This is a genomic window from Malaciobacter sp. (genome assembly GCF_055140965.1).
In genome coordinates, this window is record NZ_JBSRRO010000015.1 from 16568 (window position 1) to 36625 (window position 20058).

Sequence of the window (20058 nt, forward strand, 5' to 3'; positions counted from 1 at the left end):
CTTTCTTATGAACCATATGCAGACTTCCATGCTTTTGGAGTTGCAGTATGATTATGACCTCTTGAAAGAACTCTTGTTCTATATACTTGAGAAACTCTTTGTGAGTCACCTACTAAAAGTGCATTTGTTGAACATACAGCTGCGCATAAAGGAACTTTTCCTTCTGCTATTCTATTTTGTCCATACATATGTCTTTCCTCACTTGAATTAGTTTCCAATGGACCTCCTGCGCACATTGTACATTTATCCATTGCACCTTTTGCTCCAAATGCTCCGTCTCTTGGAAACTGTGGAGCTCCAAATGGACAAGCATATAAGCAATATCCACATCCAATACAAGTCTCTTTATCATGAAGAACTATTCCATCTTCTCTAATATAAAAACAATCAGCTGGGCATACTTGTTCACAAGGTGCATCTGTACAATGCATACAAGCAATTGATAAAGAGTATTCTAAACTCTCTTTCCCTTCATTTAATGTTATTACTTTTCTTCTACTAATTCCTGTTGGTAACTCATGGGCTTCTGAGCAAGCAACCGAACAAGCAAAACACTCAATACATCTATCTTCATCACAATAAAATTTCATTCTTGACATTTCACTCATACTTTACTCCTACGCTCTTTCAATCTTACAAAGACCAGCATTAAACTCAGGAATTTGAGTAATAATATCAAATCCATAGTTTGTAATAGTATTAGAACTCTCACCAATAACATATGGCTTTGTTCCATCTGGATAATTTGCACTCATATCAACACCTTGTATCATTCCCGCAAAGTTATATGGTAAAGCAATTCTATCAGGAGTAACACTATGACTATAAATAGCTTTTACTTTAATTTTTGTACCTTGAGGTGAATGTAACCACATCATTTCACCATCTCTTAATCCATGTTGTGCTGCTAATTCTGGATTTATATGTGCAAACATTTCAGGAGTAATATGTGAAAGATATTTACTTGTTCTTTCTAACATACCAGCACCACTTAAATTTACAACCCTCATTGTTACAAGCATTGTAGGAAAATCTTTTGACCAATCTTGTTGCTGTTGTTCTGATTTAAATCTTACATCAACTCTAAAGTTATTTGTTTGGTCTTCATATGTTGGATATTTCATTACTAAATCATGTCTTGGAGAGTGAATTGGCTCTCTATGTTTTGGTACAGGATCAGGGAAAGTCCAAACTTTAACTCTAGCTTTTGCATTTCCATATACACAAACACCAGCTTCATTACATTTTTCTTGAATAATTCCACTTAAATCAACTTTCCAATTTGCACCAATTTTTCTTCTCTCATCATCTGTTAATGTGATTTTTAAAACTTCTTCTATATTATCTTTAGTAATTTCAGGATATCCACCTTTTACTTTTGAACCTTTAACATTTACTTTTTCATCAGGAAGCAAAGAAACACCATCGTGTTCTAAACCAAATCTATTTCTAAATCCCATTCCACCTTGTTTTACAGGTGTATCAACATCATAAAGAATTGGACTTCCAGGATGTTTTGTATCCCAACTAGGCCAAGGTAATCCATAATATTGGTTTTTCATTTTTCCATAACCTCTTAGTGTTATTGGATCAAACAAATGCCAATTTTCTTGGTGTTCTCTTAATCTTTTTGCTGTCCAACCACCAAGACCAATAGTTTTGACTGTTCTTGCAATTTCATTTGCTGCATCATCAGGCCATACAAAATTATCTTTTACAACTTTAATTTCACCATCAACAATATCCATTTTCATAGCTTTTACATACTCATCATAAAAACCAAATTTCTTAGCAAACTCAAACATTACTTCATGGTCAGTTTTACTTTCGTATAATGGATCAACAACTTTACTTCTCCATTGAGAAGATCTATTTGTTGCAGTTACACTACCCTCTGTTTCAAATTGTGTTCCAACTGGTAAAATATAAATATCATCTTTTTTACTTGTAATTACTGCTGCTTCATTTACAAATGGTTCTGCAATTACCAATAAATCTAATTTATCTAAAGCCTCTTGTACTTTTGCAGTTTGTGCCATTGAAGTAATACCAGTACCTTGAACCCATAAAGCTCTAATAGGACTTGATGAGTATGTTTTCTCTTCTTGTAATACTCCTTGCCACCATTTTGCAAGTGAAAAACCTTTTTCATGCATCCATTTTGGAGAGTGAAATCTTCCTTGTAACCAATTAAAATCAATACCCCATGCTTTTGCATAATATTTCCATGATGCTTCACTTAATCCATAATATCCAGGTAAACTATCAGCAAGACAACACATATCTGTTGAACCTTGAACATTATCATGTCCTCTAATAATATTACATCCTCCACCTTTTTTACCCATATTTCCAAGTACTAATTGAAGTATTGGAAGAATTCTTGTATTTGATGTCCCTGTACTATGTTGTGTAATACCTAATGCCCATACAACTGTTGTAGGTTTTGTTTTTGCTAATAGTGTAGCAAGCTGAATAATTTGTTCAGCAGGAATTCCTGTAACATCAGATGTCTCTTCAGGAGTCCATTTTTCAGCTTCTTGCCTTACTTCATCCATTCCATAAACACGACTATCAATAAACTCTTTATCTTCCCAAGCGTTTTTAAAAATAATATGTAATAAGCCATAAATAAATGCAACATCTGTACCCGTTCTGATTCTTAAATAATGATCAGCCTTAGCAGCAGATTTTGTATATACTGGATCAACAACTATTAGCTTAGCATTGTTTCTATCTTTTGCTTGAAGAAAGTGCTTAAATCCAATTGGATTTGCTACAGCTGAATTTGCTCCTATCATTAAAATAGCTTTTGAGTTACCAACAACATCACCAAAATGATTTGTCATAGCGCCATAACCCCATGTATTTGCCACACCGGCAACTGTTGCACTATGTCAGATTCTAGCTACGTGATCAATATTGTTTGTACCCCATAAAGCAGCAAACTTTCTAAAATAAAAAGCTTGTTGCAAATTGAATTTTGCAGACCCTAAAAACATTGCTGCATCTGGACCATTCTCTTTTCTAAACTTTAACATCTTTTCAGATATTTCATTTATAGCTTGTTCCCAAGAGATTCTTTGCCATTTACCAGCCACTTTTTTTAAAGGATGCTTAACTCTTTGTTTACTTTTAACTAAATCAATTTGGTCAATACCTTTACAACAGTGACTTCCCTCACTAATTGGATGGTCTTGAGCTACATCTTGTCTTACCCAAACACCATTATGAACTTCTGCTACAATTCCACAACCTGCAGAACAAATACTACAAATTGTTTTTACTTTCTTTGAACCTGGAAAAGGATTTTTTATCTCTTCTTTAGTTGCTTCTCTTACAGTATTACCAGAAGCAAACATTGATGTTGCCCCTACTCCTGCACCGATTGAAGCAAGTTTAAGAAAATTTCTTCTTCCCATTTTCAAAGATAAGTCATTGAGTATATTTTTACCCATTATCTTTTTCCTTAATAACTAGCTTTATAAAAAGCTTCCCATTGAGCTGTTTCTTTATATAAAATCTCTTTTTTAGGAGATTTTCCAACAACGACACCATTTGAACTTGAAACACTACTATTTGTACTGTTTGCCATTACAGGAATTGCACTTCCTGCAGCTACAAGTGCACTTGCACCTAGAGTTTTTTTTACAAAACTCCGTCTTTCTTCTTTCATACTTTCCTCCAAGCAATTTTTCTCTCTTTTATCAAAAAGAGATAAGTCAATAAATCACATTTGCTCACTTATCCCTTTTAATATGCAAAATTTGCATATTAAAAGACTCTATTTTTTAAAATTTATAAATTTTATATACTACTTATTATGTTTAAATATTCTATAAATATGCATTTTTTGCATATTTAAAAATAAAAAAAACTATAAACTTGTAACCTCATCAAAGTTTCTTTTAGCTCTTTTTGTGAAACCTTTTTTCTTTTGATGAAATAATTCTTGTTGTTTTCTATGTTTACTTGAATCTGTCTTTGCTATATTTAAAAGTGCTCTTTCAAGTTCAATAAATACTTTTAATGCTACTGCTACATCTTTATAAAATATACTTGATTCATGTTTATATATTTTTTCAATAAAACTATCTATTATTTCATTTAATACTTGTGTATAAACTTCATAAATTAATTCATTTTTATCTTGAGAAAGATCTTCTTCTATTAATTTTTGAATAAAATTCAATATAAAACAGATATGATCTTCTGCTTCTTTAAAATTATTATTATCTTTTCTAAACTTTGATTTTAATACAAGATTTGTCATTTGTACTCTTTTTTCTCCATCATCTCTATCTTCACAATAGTATGAAGCAGTAACAGGAATAAAAGTTGTACTTGGACTAAAAAATAAATCATTGCTCTCTTCTTTTAATCCCTCAATTCCTTTTGTTTTTAAAAACTCTTTCATATTACAAAAAGATTTTTCACTATACTCATCAATTGGATTCGAACTTAAAAACTCAATTGTATTTACTATGTTTTCATACTCTTTTTTTTCATTTATAAATGAAAACAGCGAGCAGAACAATCCATAGTAGATTGCTCTTGCTTTATTCAATTCTTCACTTTTCATACTCTTTGATTCCTTACAACATCACTTCCTAGCATTACTTTTGGCTTACATGTTTCACAACAATATAGTGTTCTTTGTTTATTAGGATCACTTGCAAAAATTGGTGCCATCATATTCGCAATTTTTTCAACTGCTTTTTTTGTAGCAAACTCTTTACCACACTCTACACATGCAAAAAGTTCATCTTTTGCTACTACTCTTTCAAGAAACCATGAAGAGTTTAACTCAATCACATCTTGTTCAATAGTAAGACAATCTTTTTCAGGGCATGTAAGTTCGCAATAACCACAGCCTGTACAAATAGATGGATTTAATCTTAATGTATTATCTTCAGGGTATGCTTTAAGTGCATCCACATTACATGCTCCAACACATGATAAGCATAAAGTACAATTATCTTCGTTGATATTAACTTTTGCATAGTGAACATTTTCGCCAGTTTTTACTACACCTAAATCATCTTGGCCTACTAATGCAGAAAGTCGTACAGCAAAAATTTCTCTTTTTCTTTCATCTTCTTGATTGTAAGAAAATTGTGAATCTTCAATAAAATCAACTTCTTCTAATGCTTGAGATAACTCTTCTTCATTCATAGCTACATAAATAGCTTTTTTTCCATATTTTTTAGTATAAATTTCATTTAATATTCTAATTGCATCTTTACTTCCTTTTGATAAAAAGTCAGTATAAAAAACTAGTTGTGAACCACTTTCTTGAAGTATTGTTAAAAATGAAGTTTCATGTAAAAATTTTTCACCTTCAATTTTAAAAGGTAAAATATTCTCTTTTAAATCAATATTAAGTTCTGAAATATTCATTTTATCAGGAACTATTAAAGGTATATATCCCCTATACTCTTTTGCTATTTCATAAATTGAATCTCTAGGAATTGGTGCATAATCCAATGCACCTGATGGACAAATTGAGATACATCCACCACATCCATGACAATCAATTTGTGAAAACTCTAGATGTTTTTTATCATCGATTTTAATAATAGCAGTAGTAGGACAAACATCTTCACATCTACCACAAATCTCTTCTCTTCTTTCATGATATTGGCAGATATTTGCATCATAAGTAGTAAATTTTTTATACTCATACTCTTCAATATTTGCTTTTAAAGTACTTATAACCTCTTTTATAGAAGATTGCTTTGGATCAAAACTTCCACTTTGATTTAATCCCATTTGTTTTACATCAAACCATACAATCTGATCTACTTTTAAAACTACTTCTTTTCCATCATCATCTACAACAACACTTAAGTTTCCAATATGTCCTGAAATTGATTTAATTATATCTTCACTTACATGGAACATATCAAATTCATTAGGAGTAATACTTGAAATAAACTCTTTTGCGTCATCACTATTAGCAACTAGAAGAAGTCTATTTCCTACTTTTTGTGTATATGTAATATCTTGTGCACAATCAAATTTAATTGCTGCTATTTCATAAAGTTTATAAACATTCTCAATTTTTTTTGAAATAGGATCTTTGCTATTTTTTATATAAAAATCAATTTCATCAGCACTTACTTCACTATCAATTTCAGTACTATTTGAAACTAAGAAGTTAGCATCTTTTGTTTCCTCAATATTTGAAGCTATATAAATAGATTCATCTAATGGAAAATCTAACCCACCTGGGTTATAATATACAAATTCTTGCATATTCCGCCTTTCTTTTTTTGGTAAATAAAATTTTACCTAATTTTATTCCTTATACTCTTAATACATACTTAATATCAATCTTTCGATTTAACAAAAAGCTTGTGCTACTTAAATCAAACCCCTTAAAAGATTATTTCTTGGTAATTGTAGATATTAAACATTTTTTTTGTAAAATACTTTCATGACGAAAAAACTATTTATATTAGTATCAATTTTACTTACAATCTATTTCATATTTAAAGATAAAGAGTACCGAAACCCTTCCATAAAACTTGGTGGTTCAATTCCTAAAACAGGAGTAATCAAAGAGTGGGGAGAAGCTGTTACTACAGGAGCAAACTCATATTTTAATTATTCAAATGAAAATAAGCTTCTTGGAAATAAAAAAATAGAGTATATTATTTATGATGACAAGTATGAACCAAAACTAACTATGAAAAATACAAATAAGCTTCTTTATCAAGATGAAGTTTTTGCTCTTTTTGGTTATGTTGGTACACCAACAGTAAAAAGTGTTTTACCTACTGTTGAAATTGAAAACATTCCATTTGTATCATCTTTTACAGGAGCTGGTTTTTTAAGAAATAAAAATCAAAATAATTTCTTGAACTTTAGAAGTTCTTATCAAGAAGAGATAGAAGTGCTTATAAAATATTTACATTATGACAAAAAAATATCTAAATTTGCAGTGTTTTATCAAAATGATGATTATGGAGAAGAAGGATATGTATCTGTTATAAACTCTTTAAAAAAAAGAAAATTAAAATTAGTAGCAGAGGGAAGCTATAAAAGAAATACCCTTTCAATAAGCCATGCATTCAATGAAATAAAAAATGCAAATCCCCAAGCAATTATAATGATAGGGGCAAATAAAGCAAATGCACTATTTATAAAAAAAGCAAAAGAGAATCCAAAGTTTAAAGATACACTATTTTGTAATATCTCTTTTGGAGATGCTAATGCAATGATTAAAGAGTTAAAACAAAGCAATACTAATAATTTGATTTTTTCCCAAGTTGTTCCAAACTTTCAAGATAGAACAATTCCTGTAGTAAATGAATACTATGAAGTTTTAAATAAATACAATAAAAATTTCGAACCTGGATTTATATCATTAGAAGCTTTTTTATCAGCTAAACTTGTAGTATCAGCACTAAAAGATATAAATGGTGCTTTAACTAAAGAAAAATTCATTAAAGCTTATGAAAAGCTTCCTAAAGATACTTTAAAAGGAATAAAAATAGATTTTAAAAATAAGCAATTATTAAATAAAATTTATCTTTTTACATATGAAAACAATAGATTTAAAGAGATTAATAAATAATGTTTAAAAAAATACTTTCATATTTTGATAATTTTAACTTTACACTAAAAACAAATATATTAATATTTATTATTTCAGGTGGAATGTTAAGTATTGTTGTTCTTTCACTTATGTCAACTTTTTCTATTAAATATGATTTTGATAAGTTATATGAACAAAGAACAAAACCTTTAATAAAATTAGAAAGCATTAAAGATACATACACAGTAAATATTCAAGATACTTTATATGATATAGAGAATAAAAATATCACATATACGCAAGCAAAAGAGGTTATTAATCTTGCACTACAATTAATACAAACAAACTGGAGAGAGTATAAAAAAGCTAAAGATATAAAACAACCTGCTATTTATATTGGTGATTTTATAAAAAAGTTCTTAGTTACACAACATCAATACTACAAAAATGAGACACTACATAAAAGTATTTCTAAAAATATTGATAAAAAGATGATTAATATAAATGCAAGACTTCATAATCTTGAAATTGCAAATCACAATAAAAATCTTGTAAAAGAGTTTGCCAAACTTCATCTTGAAATAAATGCAATAAATATCTATATTACAAGTTTGATAAATTATGATTTAACCTTAGCTTTAAATGAAAAAAGAGATACAGAAAAAGTTTTTGAAGTTATTATTACAGTATCAATGTTTTCAATAGTTTTAATATTCCTATTTTCAGTAATACTTTCTGTTTTATTAATTAATCACTTTAAAAGACTTCATAAACTTCTTGAAGCAAAAGTAGAGAGCAAAACAAAAGAGTTAGTTGAATTGAATAACTCACTTGAAAAAAGAGTTGTTCAAGAAGTAAAAAATAATAGGAAAAAAGATATTATCATGTTTCAGCAAGCAAGGCTTGCAAGTTTAGGAGAGATGCTTAATAATATTGCTCACCAATGGAGACAACCTCTTGGTTCAATTACTATGATTATACAAAGCTTTCAAACAAAAATGCAACTTGGAAAACTAACAGATGAATTTATAGATGATAAAGTAAAAGATGCCCTATTTTTAGCTGAAAATATGTCTAACACCCTAGATGATTTTAAAAACTTTTTTTCACCTGATAAAACAAAAAAAGAGTTTAGTGTAAAAGAGTGTATTGAACACTCTTTTGAATTATCAAAATATGCTTTAGAAAAAGCTGGAATTAAAACTTACCTAACAATGAAAAAAGATATAAAAATAAATAGTTTTTACAATGAATTATCTCATGTTTTTTTAAATTTGATAAATAACTCTAAAGATGCTTTATACACAAATATAAATAAAAATGATAGAATTATAAAAGTAATTATAAAACAATATAAAGATGATGTAGTAATCAACTTTATTGATAATGGAGGAGGAATTCCTCAAGATATTGCTCCTAAAATTTTTGAACCATATTACACAACAAAATATAAAAGTGCTGGTACAGGAATTGGATTATATATGTCTAAACAAATAATCGAAAAACATATGTATGGTTCTATTTATCAAAAAAATATAATTCATAAAATCAACAAAGACAAAAACTATAACTGTAGTTTATTTATTATAAAAATACCAATATTAAAAGAGGAAAATGATGAAAAATAAAGATTTAAATATATTAAACAAATTTAATATTTTATATCTTGAAGATGATGAAGATTTATTAAGACATACAACAGATGTACTTGAAGATTTTGTAAATAATATATATGCAGCTAAAACATCAAAAGAAGCATTAGAGATATTAAAAAATAAAAAAATTGATGTTATTATCTCAGATATTTTACTTGAAAATGAAAATGGAATTGACTTTTTAAAATTGATAAAAGAACAAAAAGGTATATGTATTCCAACAATTTTAACAACAGCTCATACAGATACAAAATATCTTTTAGATGCAATTAAACTAAAAGTTGAAAATTATATAGTTAAACCTATTAATATAAAAAAGTTATTAAACTCATTGCATGATATATTACTTCCTGTTGTTCAAGAAAAAGAGATAAGAAGAAATACAAATGTTATTAGAACAATCTCAGCTATTACTGATAGTAAACAAGTTGATATAATCAAGTTTATTATAAATAACCTTGATAATAATAATCTATTTTCTGCTTCATATAGTGATATTATGGATCATATAAATATTTCAAAGCCTACATTAATTAAGCTTTTTAAAGAGTTAGCAGAAAAGAATATTTTAGTTAAAGTTCAACATAAAACATATAGATTCAATGAACTAGCCTTAGAAGAAATTTAAGGTTTTATAACCTTTCCTTCGTATGATGTTGTCTTTATAGCTTCTAAGATAGTTTTTATATCTGTCTTAGATTCATCATAATTTACTGTAGCTTTTTTAGTATTTAATTTAACACTAACTTTATTTACCCCATCAACTTTTTTAATTGCTTTTTTTACCATTGTTGTACATAAAGGGCAATGCATTTTTTCAACTTCTATTTCAACTTCTTTAGCAAAAACACTTAAAGACAAAAATATAAACAATAATAATTTCTTCATAAAAAACCTTAATCTACAAAATAAACTAAAAACTCTGGATAAAATAATAATAGAAAAAACAAAACTGCAAATAAGCTTGTAATCATTATAACTTTTCCTTTGTTCTCACAAGCACAACTTATATTTGTTTTACTTTTTTTATACGCCCAAAAAAGAAGCAATATAGTTAAAATTCCAAAAGGAATTCTTAGATATCCAAGTTCACTCAAAAATGATAAACTTCCAACACTTACTCCAAAAAAAAGAAATAAAAAAGCTGGTAAACAACAAAGTGTAGATAGTACAGCAGTTATTACTGCTGATACTATTAAACTTATACTTCTCATAAAACTTCTTGAGAAGTATAAGAGTATCCAAACTCTTTTGGATTATAATAATTTACTACATCCTCATCCATTTCTGCATATGGATAACCTAACATATTTAATGGATATTGAGCTGGTTTTGGATTTAATACAAAATCTCTTGCATAATTAAATGCTAGCCAATTCATTTCCCAATTTCCAAAGAAATATTTTCTTAAATCCTTAATCTTTTTGTCACTATTCGTAAGTTTTTCTTGTTTTCTAACTTTTGTAACATCTGCTGGATCTGCTGGAATCCATCCTGCACCATCAACATAAAATTCTGCTCTACAATGTTGACCACCTGTAATTTTTGCAAAACCTTTATCATTTGCTTTTCCGCAAGAGTTTGAAATTTTAGATTGACCTACTCTAACCCCAAAAATCTCCCTTGCTGGAATGCCAGCATTTCTTAAAAGTGCCACAAAAACAGAACTCACATCTGTACATTTTCCACCAAATAATTTTTTCTCAATAATTCTTGTAGCATCACCAACACCACACCCTATAACACTTTCATCTCTATACATATTATCAACTGTCCAATCATAAATAACTTGTGCTTTTTCTAATTGAGTTTTTGAATTTTTTGTAAGATTTGCTGCAAAATCTGTTAAAGTTTTATTTACAGGAGTATGAGAAGTTCCCTTTAAAAATAGTTTTACATCTTCAGAGAAATTTGTACTATTTGTAGCTTTTGAAAGATTTGATGTTCGCTCTTGCATTATAACATCAAATTTTACAACTAATTTTCTTGATTTAGAATTTTTATTCCATTTTGCATATAAAAGTTTTGTATTATACTCGTTGTTGTTTGAAATAAATGCTTCATCAAAATCACCATCATATGATATTTTCAATACTTTTTGATAACTTGAATCTAAAGGAAGTGGAACCCAAAGTCTAGCAACTTGATCATTTGTTTGTAAATCATAACTATTTGTAACTGTAAATTTTCTTGGTTTTTTTGTAATTCCAAATGGATTTGTTGTTGTATTAGATAATACAATTGTAGGTGTAACTGCCATAGTAGTTCCAAGCACTGCAGCACTTTTTAAAAATCTTCTTCTTTGCATATTTTATGCCTCTTTTTAATGAACAGTTCATTATAAGAGATAAAGCAAGTTCTACTTTAAATCAACCATAACCTATGGCCTTGAACTTTTATTTACTTCAAAATAATATTATAGTGTATATGAAATCTACCTTAATAGAGAATTTTTACTTGCTTATACTTAATTTAAGTTTAACATGATTAAAAGTAAAATAATTTTTACAATTAAATATCAATAATTATTTTAGAATTAAGGAAAAGAATGAATAACCAATATCAACTAACAAAGTTCGTAAGAGCTGCTGGTTGAGCTGCAAAGATGGGTCCGGGGGATCTAAAACAAACTATTTGCAACTTACAACCAAATGATAGCAGAATCTTAGTAGGCTTTGATACAAGTGAAGATGCTAGTGTATATCAAATAAATGAAACACAAGCAATAGTACAAACACTTGATTTTATTACACCTGTTGTTGATGACCCATATATTTATGGACAAATTGCTGCTGCAAATGCATTAAGTGATGTATTTGCAATGGGAGCAGAAGTTAAAACAGCTTTAAATATAGTAGGATTTGATAAAAAAAATCTTTCAACAGAGGCTTTAGGTGAAATACTAAATGGTGGAAATGAAAAAATAAAAGAGTGTGGAGGTGTTTTACTTGGTGGACATACAATTGAATCACCAGAGATGTATTATGGACTAAGTGTTACAGGAATGGTACATCCAAATGAAATAATTAGAAATAATACAGCAAAAATTGGAGATGTACTAGTTCTTACAAAACCTATAGGAATGGGAATTTTAACAACAGCTATTAAAAGAGATCTATTACCAATGGATATGATGAAAAAATGTAGTGAAATAATGGCTGCATTAAACTATTTACCATCAAAAATTATGAAAAAATATAGGGTGAGTTCTTGTACTGATATTACTGGATTTGGATTATTAGGTCATGCATTAGAGTGTGTAAATGATTTAGTAACTTTTAGTTTAGATTGTAAAAGCATACCTGTATTAAATGAAGTAATCGAATTATCAGAAAAAGATGTAGTTCCAGGAGGAACTAAGAAAAATTTAAAATATATAGAAGATAAAGTAACTTTTATGAGTAGTGTTGCAAACTACTGCAAACTAGTATTAAGTGATGCACAAACATCAGGTGGATTATTAATAGCTATGAATAAAGATGATGCTAAAGAGTATATAAAAGAAATAGAAGAATTAACTTTAGGTCACGCGTGTATCATAGGAGAAGTGATACCAAAAGGAACTAAAGATATTATCGTTCATTAAAAGTGCATCTTGCACTTTTAATCTTTAAAACTAGTAAAATCACTTTTACCTAAATTAAGCTTTATAGTATTGAGTATAAGATATAATCTTTCAAAATAATTTATAATAATTTTTTAGTGAAATTTCAAATTAAGTTTAAAATAGTTAACTTTTTTGGGAAGTTTTGGCGAGAAGGTGTAGGAATCGAACCTACCTCCAGACTAACACTAGCCCAGACATCGGGGTTGAAGCCCGTGGTGTCCACCAGGATCACATACCTCCCAAAAGATTTGAAATTGTACTATATATTAATTTAAAAGATTCTAAAGGCAAAAAATGGATTTACTAAAATCAATTCCGAAAGTTGATAAGTTTATCAAAAACAAAACTTTCGAGAATTACTCTTTAAAACTTATAACAAAAATTGCAAAAGAGCAAATAAACCAATTAAGAGAAGATATACTTTCAAATAAAACTGATAATTTTAGTGAAGATCAGTTAATAAAAAATACAATCAATGAATATGAAAAAATAACAAAACCTTCACTTCAAAACCTAATAAATGCAACAGGTATTATTGTACATACAAATTTAGGAAGAAGTCTAATAAGTCAAGAAAGTTTTGATAAAGTAAAAAAAGTTGCAAGCTCTTACAATAACTTAGAGTATGATTTACAAGCTGGTAAAAGAGGTGAAAGATACTCTCATATAGTAAAAGCATTACAAAATCTTACAGCTTGTGAAGATGCAATTGTTGTAAACAATAATGCAAGTGCAGTTTTTTTGATATTAAATACTTTTTCAAAAAATAAAGAGACTGTTGTAAGCAGAGGTGAACTTGTTGAAATTGGCGGTAGTTTTAGAGTTCCTGAAGTTATGACTCAAAGCGGAGCCATATTAAAAGAAATAGGAACTACAAATAAAACTCACAAAAAAGATTATGAAAATGCAATAAATGAAAACACTTCAATTCTTATGAAAGTTCATAAATCAAACTACTCAATTGAGGGTTTTACAAGTGAAGTTGAATTAAAAGATATTATTGAAGTTGCAAATAAAAACAATGTAATTGATTATTTTGATATGGGTAGTGGTCATATGATTGATTTACCATATAATCTTGACTCAAAAGAACCATCAATTTTAAAGATTATGGAAAATAATCCTTCACTTTTAAGTTTTTCAGGAGATAAACTTCTAGGAAGTGTACAAGCTGGTGTAATTATTGGTAAAAAAGAGCTTATTGAAAAAATCAAAAAGAATCAACTACTAAGAATGTTAAGGGTTGATAAAATAACGCTATGTTTATTAGAAGAGCATTTAAACTCTTATTTAAAAGATGAATTAGATAATATCCCTACTTTAAAAATGCTTCATACTTCAATAGATGAGCTAAAAAAAAGAGCAACTTATGTAAAAAACTCTTTAGAAGATATTTGTAAATGTGAAGTAATAAATACTCAAACACTAATAGGAGGAGGAACTACACCAAATAGAAAAATTCCTTCTATTGCAATTACAATTGAATATAAAGATTATAAACCAAATAAAATAGAAAAACTTTTAAGAGAAAATGGAGTAATTTCAAGAATTGAAAATGAAAAAGTTTTATTTGATTTTAGAAGTATTCAAGAGTGTGAATTAGATGAAATTATAGCAATAGTAAGAAAGGTTTTTAAATGAGTAATATTATTATAGGAACAGCTGGACATATTGACCATGGTAAAACTTCACTTATTAAAGCACTAAATGGTTATGAAGGTGATGAAACAAAAGAAGAGAAACAAAGAGGTATTACAATTGATTTATCTTTTTCAAACTTAAAAAGAGCACAACAAAATATTGCATTTATTGATGTTCCAGGTCATGAAAAACTTGTAAAAAATATGATTGCAGGAGCTTTCTCTTTTGATTGCGTTATGCTTGTAGTTGCTGCAAATGAGGGTATTATGCCACAAACAGTTGAACACATAGAAATTATGAGTTTACTTGGGGTAAAAGAGTTAATTGTAGCAATAACAAAAAAAGATTTAGTTTCAAAAGAAGAACTTGACTTGCAAAAAAATAGAATCAAAGAGTTTTTAGAAGATTTTGATTTTGATTTAAAGTTTATATCTTCTGTTTCAACACATGATGAAAAATCAATTGAGTTATTAAAAGAGAAACTATTTACTTTAAAAAATACAAACAAAACTCAAGAAAACTTTTTTAGATATTATGTAGATAGGGTTTTTTCAGTAAAAGGTATAGGTACAGTTGTAACAGGAACAGTTTTAGGAAACAAATGTGAACTTGATGAAAAAGTTTTTATTCCACACTTAAATAAAGAAACAAGAATAAAAAATATTCAAGTACACAATCAAAATGCAATTGAAGCAAATATTTCAAATCGGGCAGCATTAAACCTTCAAAATATAAAAGCTGTAGATTTAAAAAGAGGTGATTTAATCTCTAAAAAAGGCTTCTTAAGAGGTTTTGATACTTTAGATATTAGTTTTAAATGCTTAAAAGGAAAGCAACTTCATCATAATAGAACTTACTCTTTATTTATAGGTTCAAAAAAAGTTGAAGTTAAAGTTTTACTATTTGATTCAATTGCTAGTTTAGAAAGTGGCTTTGCAACAATAAAAGCAAAAGAGCCTTTTTTTAGTATTTATAAAGAAAAAATTATATTAAGAGAATCAAATCATACAATAGCAGGTGGTATTGTATTAAACTGTGTAAATGATCCAATGAAAAAATCACAAAAGAAATTTCTTTTAAAATCTTTAGATGAAGCTGATTATAAACAATCATACAAAATCTTACTAGATGCTCATAAAAAAGGTTTAGGATTAATCTCCTCAGCACAAAGATTTGCACTAAGTCATGACCAAGCAGTAGAGTTTGGTAAAAATTTAGAAAATGTATTTTGTGATGAAAAAGAATTAGTTATTTATCCAATAGAAACAAAAGAGTATATAAAAAAACAAATAAAAGATATTTATACTAAAAATAAATATGCCCTACTTTCAAATGCAGCTATTAAACTTAGAATCAAGTGGGCAAGTAGTTCTTTTATACAAACTGTTCTTGATGAACTAGAAGAAGAAAACTTTTTAGTAAAAGAGAGAAGCTTATATAAAAATGCAAATATTAAAGAAGATTTTTCTAAAAACTTAGAAGATGTTGTAAGTAAAAGATTGGAAGAAGAAAATTTATCTCCAACAGCTCCATATAATATCTATGATGATTTAGATATTGACAGAAAACTAGGAGATACAATATTAAAGTCTCTTTGTTCAAAAAAACAAGTCTTTAGAATGCAACACAATTTATTTATTCATGCAAATAGTTTAACAAAGATTGTTCAAGAAATGAAAAATATAATAAAAGAAGATGGATATATTGATATAAAAAACTTTAAAGAAAGATACCCTTTAAGTAGAAAATATCTTATTGCATATCTTGATTATCTTGATAACTTTTCACAAATAAAAAAAGTTGATAATAAAAGAGTATTTTTAAGTGAGTTTGTATAAACTCACCTACTCTTCACACTGTGCAACTACATTTGAATCTTTTGCATAATAAATAGTAAAAGCTTCTAAGTATGGAACTATTTTCTCAAACTTTGCTGTATTCATAAACTCTTTCATTTGTCTATTTTTTGAAAACTTTTCTTTAAACTTCTTACTATTATTTGAGAAAAGTTCTCTCCATTGCTTTTGTGTATAAAGTTTAGTAAACTCTTCACCTTTTATGTTAAGTTTTTCATAGAGTATAAACTTATAATATGTCTGCCCCTTATCTACATCGGCTTCATTTATTGCATACACAAAAATAGGTAATAAAAACAATAAGACTATTTTTTTTATCATTTGATTTCCTTATTATAAAAATAATTATAGCAAATTTTACTTTTCGTGTTATTAAGATGTAACCAAGCAAGATTACAATTATTTTATGAAAGAAAAAATATATGTACTAGACACTAATATTATCTTACAAAACATTCAAAATCTAAATAGAATTTCAGATAATAAAAGCAATAAAATTGTAATTCCTGAAACTGTTTTATTAGAGCTTGAAGATAAGAAAAAATTAGTTAATGAATTGGGTTTTTATGCAAGAGAGTTTGCTAGATTACTAGCTAAAATGAAAATCAAAGAAGTTGATTATAAAACTGGATATAAAGTAGTAAAACTTTTTAATAAAGAGATTAGTTTAGATATTATTTCAAAAAATATCTATGAATCACAAATTGAACAAGCACACATGAGTGAAAGCAATGACAAAAGAATCATTGAAACAGCTGCTTTAGCCCAAGAGTATTATAAAGGAGCCCAAACTATTTTTGTCTCACTTGATGTTTATGCTAGAACATTTGCCCTTTTTAAAGGTTTAAAAGCTGAAACATTACATGATGATAAATCAACAGTTCCCACTTTTGAATTTATTAAATATATAAACTTAGACTCTTCATTATTTAATACTTTAGAGCAAGTAGATATAAAAACCATTGACAAAAATTACACCAATGAAAACTTTTCTTACTGTTTTGAAAGTAGTGATGGAAATAAAGCATTTGCAATTATAATAAATGAAAAAATAAATCTTTTAAATGAGTCTGATTTTAAAGCTTTAAATGTTAAACCTGTAAACTTAAAACAAAAACTTTTTATGAAAGCTATTTTATCAAATATGTATGATTTACTTGTAATTGATGCAAAAGCAGGAAGTGGTAAAACACTAATATCAGTAGTATCAGCAATGAGACTAATAGATTTAGGTTTTTATGACAAAATTGTTTATGTAAGAAACTCTATTGAATCCCTAGATAAAGGTGCAGATATAGGATATTTAGCAGGAAATGATGAAAAATTTAGAATATACAATATGGCATTATCAGATACATTAGAGTTTATTGCAAAAAAACAACTAAGAAAAAATGAGAATAAAGAGAATAAAGAATCAATTGAATCAAAAATAAGTGAACTTACTTCAAAATATTGCATAGAAACATTATGGCCTGGAGAAGCAAGAGGAAGAACTTTAAATAGCTCCATAGTAATCATGGATGAATGGCAAAATTCAAGTGAAAAAACAAGTCAGTTGATTTTAAGTAGATTAGATGAATCTTGTATGGCAATAGTCATTGGTTCTAATAGACAAATAGATAATCTATATTTAAATAAATATAATAATGGACTTACCACATTATTAAAACAAACATCAAAAAAACATGAAGAGATAAATATGTTTGCAATAGAATTAGACAAAGCAGTAAGAGGGAAATTTGCAGAATTTACAGAAAGAATTTTTGAAAAAAATAAAAAATAGAGTATAAAACTCTATTTTTTACTTGAGCAGTTTCCACCACCGCCACAACCACAATCACCTTTTTTCTTAAAAGTTTTTCTATATAAATAAAATAAGCAAGCAATTGCAATACCAATAATAATATAATCTTCTGTTGTCATTTAATATCCTTATTAATAATCATTATTAAAATAATACTCTTTTTTAACTTTAGTAATTATAATGCAATAAATTTTTGTAATAATATATAATTAAGCAATTTTATTGTTAGATAAAAATATAATAATAAAAAACAAAAGGGATTTATAATAATACACAATAGATTAATAAATGATACTATATACAATCATATAGAGTACACTAAATTAGAAGATAAACTATTACAAACTAAAATAGTTAACAGGTTACAGTTTATTACACAAAATGCATTAGCATACTTTTCTTATCCATCAATAACAACAAAAAGATTTATACACTCATTAGGAACAATGCATTTAAGTTCATTTATGTTTAAAAACTCACTTTTAAATGCAGATAAAGATACTAAAGATGAATTTTTAAAACAAGCAAAAGCAGTAATAAAAAGTATAATAAAAGAGAATAAACTAGACTTACAAATAAAAGATTTAGAATATTTTGATAATAAAGCACTATATCAATTCACAATTCCTACAAAATCAAAATCTCAAAGAGCAGTTTATACAATACTACTTCAAACAATGAGAATTGTAGGATTACTTCATGATGTTGGACACTTACCTTTTTCTCATCAAGTAGAACATGCTTTAAAAAAAGTCTATATAAAGATATTAGAAAAAAATACTTTACTTGAAAAAGAGAAAGAGTTTAAAAGACTTTATGAAGATATTACTAATAACTCAACTTTAGTTTTACATGAGGCAATAGGAAAAAAACTTTTAGATTTACTTTTTGACTTTGAACTTACAAAACTTGTAAAAAAAAGTTCAAATAAAGACTATATACAACTTCTAAAAATAGTTGCAAAATATATACTTGAAGATAAAAATTATAATGGTTTTGATTTTGCTGTGCTACATAAATATATTGATGGAACTGTTGATTCAGATAGATTAGATTATATAAATAGAGATATGCTCTCAAGTGGATATATAACAGGACCAATTGATCATATTAGAATTACAAAACAAACAATCTTAGTAAAAAAATATGATAAATTTGTACTTAGTTTTTTAGATATGTCACTGATTGATATCGAACATATGCTAGAACTTAGATTTAATCTTTATAAAAAAGTAATCTATAACCATGGCATTGCAAAAACCGATGCAGTTTTAGAAAATGTAGTTCAATACTTATCTGATAATTTTTTTAATAGCAATGAAGAAATAGTAAAACTCTCATACTCAATTTCTATGCTTTGGAAATTTTTTGAAGATGAAAATATATCAAAAAGATTAGATATTGTTAGTTTATTAGATGAAAATTGGTTAATTAGTCTTTTTAAAGATGAGTACTTTAAAATTAAAAATAATAAAAACTTAACAAGAAGGGATCAAAAATATTTATACTGTTTTGAAGAGGTACTTTTTGGCAAAAGAGTATTTTCAAGCCCTTGGAAAAACTTAAATGAATTTTATAAAGTATTGGATTTTACAACAGTTGAAAGATACAAATTTAGAGAAAGTTTTGGGTATATAACAGATTTTAGAATGAAAAAACTACAAAAAGCTCTTGATTGTTTTGTAAATAAGTGGGAAGTTGAAAAAAAGGAAGCCTTTTTAACATATAAAATTGTATCTTTTAGTTTAGGAATTGAAAAAGATTTTTGTTTTTATGATGGTGATGAACTAGTAAATATAGATGAAGTATCAACTCTTAGAAAAAGACTTAAACACTCTATGAGAAATACTGTTCCATTTTATATTTATATCAATAAAAAATATCTAAACAAACAGATGAAAGAAGAGTTAAAATCAATTTTATTTAATATCTTTAGCGAATAAAATAGACTT

18 protein-coding genes and 1 tRNA gene are annotated in these 20058 nt (G+C 27.3%); 8 read left to right on the top strand and 11 right to left on the bottom strand.

Features of this window, described 5'->3' with window-relative positions:
- Positions 1 to 5: 5 nt before the first annotated feature.
- The 5 genes from fdh3B to ACTCCZ_RS06080 form a co-directional block, all read right to left on the bottom strand.
- Positions 6 to 599: a formate dehydrogenase FDH3 subunit beta gene (gene fdh3B / locus ACTCCZ_RS06060; protein ID WP_196778257.1), complete on the bottom strand. Its 594-nt coding sequence runs from the start codon at positions 597 to 599 to the stop codon at positions 6 to 8.
- Between the two features lie 18 nt (positions 600 to 617).
- Positions 618 to 3458 carry a formate dehydrogenase subunit alpha gene (locus tag ACTCCZ_RS06065; RefSeq protein WP_228145297.1) on the bottom strand — a complete coding sequence of 947 codons (2841 nt, stop codon included), beginning with the start codon at positions 3456 to 3458 and terminating at the stop codon, positions 618 to 620.
- An 11-nt stretch (positions 3459 to 3469) separates the two neighbouring features.
- On the bottom strand, positions 3470 to 3676 hold the full coding sequence (locus ACTCCZ_RS06070) for a Tat pathway signal protein (RefSeq protein ID WP_079577808.1): 207 nt from the start codon (positions 3674 to 3676) through the stop codon (positions 3470 to 3472).
- A 201-nt stretch (positions 3677 to 3877) separates the two neighbouring features.
- Positions 3878 to 4582 (bottom strand): TorD/DmsD family molecular chaperone, encoded by a 705-nt coding sequence (locus tag ACTCCZ_RS06075; RefSeq protein WP_079577807.1) that lies wholly within the window; start codon positions 4580 to 4582, stop codon positions 3878 to 3880.
- Positions 4579 to 6258 (bottom strand): 4Fe-4S dicluster domain-containing protein, encoded by a 1680-nt coding sequence (locus ACTCCZ_RS06080; protein WP_079577806.1) that lies wholly within the window; start codon positions 6256 to 6258, stop codon positions 4579 to 4581. Before ACTCCZ_RS06080 ends, ACTCCZ_RS06075 begins: the two co-directional genes overlap by 4 nt.
- A gap of 181 nt (positions 6259 to 6439) precedes the next feature.
- Here ACTCCZ_RS06080 and ACTCCZ_RS06085 point away from each other — a divergent pair, with 181 nt between their 5' ends.
- The 3 genes from ACTCCZ_RS06085 to ACTCCZ_RS06095 are packed head-to-tail and all read left to right on the top strand — an operon-like array spanning position 6440 to position 9826.
- Complete coding sequence (locus ACTCCZ_RS06085; protein ID WP_079577805.1) at positions 6440 to 7582, top strand: ABC transporter substrate-binding protein; 1143 nt, start codon at positions 6440 to 6442, stop codon at positions 7580 to 7582.
- Entirely contained in the window at positions 7582 to 9171 is a 1590-nt protein-coding gene (locus tag ACTCCZ_RS06090; RefSeq protein ID WP_079577804.1) for a sensor histidine kinase, read from the top strand. The genes ACTCCZ_RS06085 and ACTCCZ_RS06090 overlap by 1 nt, the downstream gene beginning before the upstream one ends.
- Positions 9161 to 9826 (top strand): response regulator, encoded by a 666-nt coding sequence (locus ACTCCZ_RS06095; RefSeq protein ID WP_079577803.1) that lies wholly within the window; start codon positions 9161 to 9163, stop codon positions 9824 to 9826. Before ACTCCZ_RS06090 ends, ACTCCZ_RS06095 begins: the two co-directional genes overlap by 11 nt.
- Here the strand turns inward: ACTCCZ_RS06095 and ACTCCZ_RS06100 are convergent.
- Genes ACTCCZ_RS06100 through ACTCCZ_RS06110 form a run of 3 tightly spaced genes read right to left on the bottom strand, consistent with a single transcriptional unit; the run spans position 9823 to position 11506 of the window.
- Complete coding sequence (locus ACTCCZ_RS06100) at positions 9823 to 10086, bottom strand: heavy-metal-associated domain-containing protein (RefSeq protein ID WP_079577802.1); 264 nt, start codon at positions 10084 to 10086, stop codon at positions 9823 to 9825. The two genes, ACTCCZ_RS06095 and ACTCCZ_RS06100, sit on opposite strands and share 4 nt — an antisense overlap.
- Before the next feature lie 8 nt (positions 10087 to 10094).
- The gene (locus ACTCCZ_RS06105; RefSeq protein WP_079577801.1) at positions 10095 to 10412 is read right to left on the bottom strand and encodes a transporter; all 318 of its coding nucleotides are present in this window, start codon (positions 10410 to 10412) and stop codon (positions 10095 to 10097) included.
- Positions 10409 to 11506: a transglutaminase-like domain-containing protein gene (locus ACTCCZ_RS06110; protein ID WP_079577800.1), complete on the bottom strand. Its 1098-nt coding sequence runs from the start codon at positions 11504 to 11506 to the stop codon at positions 10409 to 10411. The genes ACTCCZ_RS06105 and ACTCCZ_RS06110 overlap by 4 nt, the downstream gene beginning before the upstream one ends.
- Before the next feature lie 240 nt (positions 11507 to 11746).
- Here ACTCCZ_RS06110 and selD point away from each other — a divergent pair, with 240 nt between their 5' ends.
- Positions 11747 to 12784 carry a selenide, water dikinase SelD gene (selD, locus tag ACTCCZ_RS06115; RefSeq protein ID WP_196778255.1) on the top strand — a complete coding sequence of 346 codons (1038 nt, stop codon included), beginning with the start codon at positions 11747 to 11749 and terminating at the stop codon, positions 12782 to 12784.
- Between the two features lie 164 nt (positions 12785 to 12948).
- Here selD and ACTCCZ_RS06120 read toward each other — a convergent pair.
- A tRNA-Sec gene (locus ACTCCZ_RS06120) sits at positions 12949 to 13046 on the bottom strand.
- A gap of 53 nt (positions 13047 to 13099) precedes the next feature.
- On the opposite strand from ACTCCZ_RS06120, the gene selA reads away from it, so the two are divergent.
- Positions 13100 to 14446 carry an L-seryl-tRNA(Sec) selenium transferase gene (gene selA / locus ACTCCZ_RS06125; RefSeq protein WP_079577798.1) on the top strand — a complete coding sequence of 449 codons (1347 nt, stop codon included), beginning with the start codon at positions 13100 to 13102 and terminating at the stop codon, positions 14444 to 14446.
- Positions 14443 to 16284 carry a selenocysteine-specific translation elongation factor gene (gene selB / locus ACTCCZ_RS06130; protein WP_079577797.1) on the top strand — a complete coding sequence of 614 codons (1842 nt, stop codon included), beginning with the start codon at positions 14443 to 14445 and terminating at the stop codon, positions 16282 to 16284. The genes selA and selB overlap by 4 nt, the downstream gene beginning before the upstream one ends.
- Before the next feature lie 6 nt (positions 16285 to 16290).
- On the opposite strand, the gene ACTCCZ_RS06135 is transcribed toward selB, so the two are convergent.
- Complete coding sequence (locus ACTCCZ_RS06135) at positions 16291 to 16623, bottom strand: hypothetical protein (RefSeq protein ID WP_079577796.1); 333 nt, start codon at positions 16621 to 16623, stop codon at positions 16291 to 16293.
- A gap of 85 nt (positions 16624 to 16708) precedes the next feature.
- Here ACTCCZ_RS06135 and ACTCCZ_RS06140 point away from each other — a divergent pair, with 85 nt between their 5' ends.
- Positions 16709 to 18085 (top strand): PhoH family protein, encoded by a 1377-nt coding sequence (locus ACTCCZ_RS06140; RefSeq protein ID WP_079577795.1) that lies wholly within the window; start codon positions 16709 to 16711, stop codon positions 18083 to 18085.
- 11 nt (positions 18086 to 18096) lie between these two features.
- Here ACTCCZ_RS06140 and ACTCCZ_RS06145 read toward each other — a convergent pair whose 3' ends face one another.
- Entirely contained in the window at positions 18097 to 18225 is a 129-nt protein-coding gene (locus ACTCCZ_RS06145) for a FeoB-associated Cys-rich membrane protein (RefSeq protein ID WP_099311355.1), read from the bottom strand.
- 327 nt (positions 18226 to 18552) lie between these two features.
- On the opposite strand from ACTCCZ_RS06145, the gene ACTCCZ_RS06150 reads away from it, so the two are divergent.
- Entirely contained in the window at positions 18553 to 20049 is a 1497-nt protein-coding gene (locus tag ACTCCZ_RS06150) for an HD domain-containing protein (protein ID WP_228145296.1), read from the top strand.
- The last annotated feature ends 9 nt before the right edge of the window (positions 20050 to 20058 follow it).